This window comes from Streptomyces europaeiscabiei (assembly GCF_001550375.1).
GTDB classification, from domain to species: domain Bacteria; phylum Actinomycetota; class Actinomycetes; order Streptomycetales; family Streptomycetaceae; genus Streptomyces; species Streptomyces europaeiscabiei.
The window spans coordinates 1-3,049 of record NZ_LRTR01000223.1; the positions used below are offsets into that span (position 1 = coordinate 1).

The 3,049-nt window shown below is 70.4% G+C and carries 4 protein-coding genes; 1 reads left to right on the forward strand and 3 read right to left on the reverse strand.

What is annotated here, in order from left to right; genetic code table 11:
* Nucleotides 1–717 (forward strand): glycoside hydrolase family 18 protein (locus AWZ10_RS10950; RefSeq protein ID WP_060890967.1); only part of this gene is annotated, 717 nt, incomplete at its 5' end.
* Nucleotides 718–828: 111 nt separating this feature from the next.
* On the opposite strand, the gene AWZ10_RS10955 is transcribed toward AWZ10_RS10950, so the two are convergent.
* The 3 genes from AWZ10_RS10955 to AWZ10_RS10965 form a co-directional block, all read right to left on the reverse strand.
* Entirely contained in the window at nt 829–1,284 is a 456-nt protein-coding gene (locus tag AWZ10_RS10955; protein ID WP_060890968.1) for an imidazolonepropionase-like domain-containing protein, read from the reverse strand.
* 7 nt (nt 1,285–1,291) lie between these two features.
* A complete protein-coding gene (gene mqnC / locus AWZ10_RS10960; protein ID WP_060890969.1) occupies nt 1,292–2,497 on the reverse strand; it encodes a cyclic dehypoxanthinyl futalosine synthase in 1,206 nt (401 codons plus the stop codon).
* 32 nt (nt 2,498–2,529) lie between these two features.
* Nucleotides 2,530–3,049: menaquinone biosynthetic enzyme MqnA/MqnD family protein (locus tag AWZ10_RS10965; protein WP_341846084.1), on the reverse strand; the 520-nt coding region annotated here is incomplete at its 5' end.

Consider the following 3,049-nt stretch of genomic DNA (forward strand, 5'->3'; position numbering starts at 1 on the left):
GTGAGGTCCCGGATCTCGGCGCTCACCGACTCCGGCGCGTCGGTGCGGGTCTCCTTCGGCGGCGCCTCGGGCACGGAGCTGGCCCAGGCCTGTGACAGCGCGTCCGAGCTCGCCGCGGCGTACGGCGCGGCGCTCGACGCGGCCGGCTCGACCGAGGCCGACTTCGACGTCGAGGGCGACGCGCTGAAGGACTCCGACTCCGTCGGCCTGCGCTCCGAGGCGATCGCGCTCCTGCAGAAGGACCGCCCCGACCTCTCGGTCTCCTTCACCCTCCCCGTCATGCCGTCCGGCCTCGACGACGACGGCGTCGCCCTGCTCGACTCTGCCAACGACAACGCGGTCCAGGTCGCCACGGTCAACATCATGACCATGAACTACGCCAGTTCGTACGGCGGTGACATGGGCGACTACGCGGAGCAGTCGGCCGAGGCGGCGCACGAGCAGCTGATGGACATCTTCGGCACGAGTGGGTCGACGGCGTGGGGGGCGCTGGCGTTGACCTCGATGCTGGGCGTCAACGACGTCGACAACGAGACGTTCACGCTGGAGGACGCGGCGCAGGTGCGGGAGTTCGCGGAGGAGAAGGGGGTCGCCTGGGTGTCGATGTGGGCGACGTTCCGGGATCAGGAGTGCGGGGACGGGGCGAACGACGAGCTGGTCGACTGCAGTGGGGTCGATCAGGAGAACGGGGCGTTCGGGGAGGCGTTCTCGGGGTGAGCCGGTTCCGGATCCGGGCCGGGGGTTCTGAGCGTTGCGGGCTGCGGGTCGTGGGTGGCTGGTCGCGCAGTTCCCCGCGCCCCTGAAAGCAGGAAACGGCGGCGTTGCCCGTCAGCGGCGGCGGTGGACCAGACGCCCTGCGCACACCGTCGCCATGCACTCGCCGGAGTCGAAGACGGCCAGGTCCGCTCGACCGGTGGCGATGATTGCCGTGGGGCGGGACTTGGGGAGTACGACCACGTCGTTGCGCTGGGCGGCGGCGCGGAGTTCCGGAGTGTTCGCGTGTTCCTCCAGGACCGCGACCGCCCCCGACTTCAGCACCGCGTGGATGCGCTCCCGTGGGGAGGGCGCGTCCGGGAGCGGGCCCTCATGGATGTGGGCGGGGCCCAGCACGCCGGGCCAGTGCCGCACCCGGGCGTCCGGGAACCGTTGCCGGACTTCCGCCAGCGGCCCCACTGCCCGGACCCGGTCGCCCTCCACCACGACGGCGCCGTCCTCGACCGGCTCCGGGTCGTCCCGGTCGTCCCACGTGAGCCGTACCTCGTCGGCGGCGTGAATGGTCAGCATGTGAGCCCTAGTTGGCGTTCAGCAGCTTCAACTCGGGGTGGGCCGTGCCGCCCTCGATGGCCGTCGACGAGATGTGGGACATGACGCGCTCGTCGACGGGGTCGTTCGCCGGGTCGTCGTGGACGACGATGTGCTCGTAGGTCGTGGTCCGCTGGGCGGGGACGCGGCCCGCCTTGCGGATCAGGTCGATGATCTCCATGCGGTTGGAGCGGTGCTTGGCGCCGGCGGAGGAGACGACGTTCTCCTCCAGCATGATCGAGCCGAGGTCGTCCGCGCCGTAGTGCAGCGAGAGCTGGCCGACCTCCTTGCCGGTGGTGAGCCAGGAGCCCTGGATGTGGGCGATGTTGTCCATGAAGAGCCGCGCGATGGCGATCATCCGCAGGTACTCGAAGAGCGTGGCCTGCGTACGGCCCTTCAGGTGGTTGTTCTCGGGCTGGTAGGTGTACGGGATGAAGGCGCGGAAGCCGCCGGTGCGGTCCTGGACGTCACGGATCATCCGCAGGTGCTCGATGCGCTCGGCGTTGGTCTCGCCGGTGCCCATGAGCATCGTGGACGTGGACTCCACGCCCAGCCCGTGCGCGATCTCCATGATCTCCAGCCAGCGCTCACCGGACTCCTTCAGCGGAGCGATGGCCTTGCGGGGGCGCGCGGGCAGCAGCTCCGCGCCGGCGCCGGCGAAGGAGTCCAGACCGGCCGCGTGGATCCGGGTGATCGCCTCCTCCACGCCCACCTTGGAGATCCGGGCCATGTGCTCGACCTCGGACGCGCCCAGGGAGTGGATGACCAGCTGCGGGAAGGCCTTCTTGATGGCGGCGAAGTGCGTCTCGTAGTACTCCACCCCGTAGTCCGGGTGGTGCCCGCCCTGGAACATGATCTGTGTACCGCCCAGCTCGACGGTCTCCGCGCAGCGGCGCAGGATGTCGTCGAGGTCGCGGGTCCAGCCCTTGTCCTTGTCCTTCGGCGGGGCGTAGAACGCGCAGAACTTGCACGCCGTGACGCACACGTTCGTGTAGTTGATGTTCCGCTCGATGATGTACGTCGCGATGTGCTCGGTCCCGGCGTACCTACGGCGGCGTACGGCGTCGGCGGCGGCGCCCAGCGCGTGCAGGGGCGCGTCGCGGTAGAGGTCGAGCGCCTCCTCGGGGGTGATCCGCCCACCCTCGGCGGCACGGTCGAGGACGGGCTGGAGCGGGGACTTCGGAGGTCGGGACATGGTGGCCGGGCCTTTCGGTGACGGGGTACGGATCAGGAGGAGGGGTCGAGCAGCCGGACGGCGACGTCGGGCGGGAAGCCCTCGGACCCGCCGCCCACCCGGCGCGCGAACTCGGCGATGCCGGCGAGCTGCGCCTCGCCGAGGCTGAAGTCGAGGGCCGTGGTGTAGTAGCGCTCCAGCGTCTCGGCATCGAACTCCTCCCACTGGGCGGCCTGTTCGCACACCTTGGACACCTCCGTCATCGACAGGTCGCGCGAGGCCAGCAGATCGGCGTGGACCCGGCGCGCCAGCTCCGGCTCGCGGGCCAGGAAGTCACGGCGCGCGGCGAACACCGCGAAGACGAAGGGCAGTCCCGTCCAGTCCTTCCACATCCGGCCCAGGTCGTGCACCTGCAGACCCATCCGGGGTGCCTCGTACAGGGCCGCGCGCAGGGCGGCGTCACCGATGACCACCGCGGCCTTCGCCTCGGCCATCATGGTGCGCAGATCGGGCGGGCAGACGTGGTACTCGGGGTGCACGCCGACGCGTTCTGCGAGGAGCAGCTGTGCCAGC

What these genes read in the sequence shown, in the direction of transcription:
- mqnC (WP_060890969.1), bottom strand. Translation starts at nt 2,497, where the DNA reads ATGTCCCGACCTCCGAAGTCCCCGCTCCAGCCCGTCCTCGACCGTGCC.
- AWZ10_RS10955 (WP_060890968.1), bottom strand. Translation starts at nt 1,284, where the DNA reads ATGCTGACCATTCACGCCGCCGACGAGGTACGGCTCACGTGGGACGAC.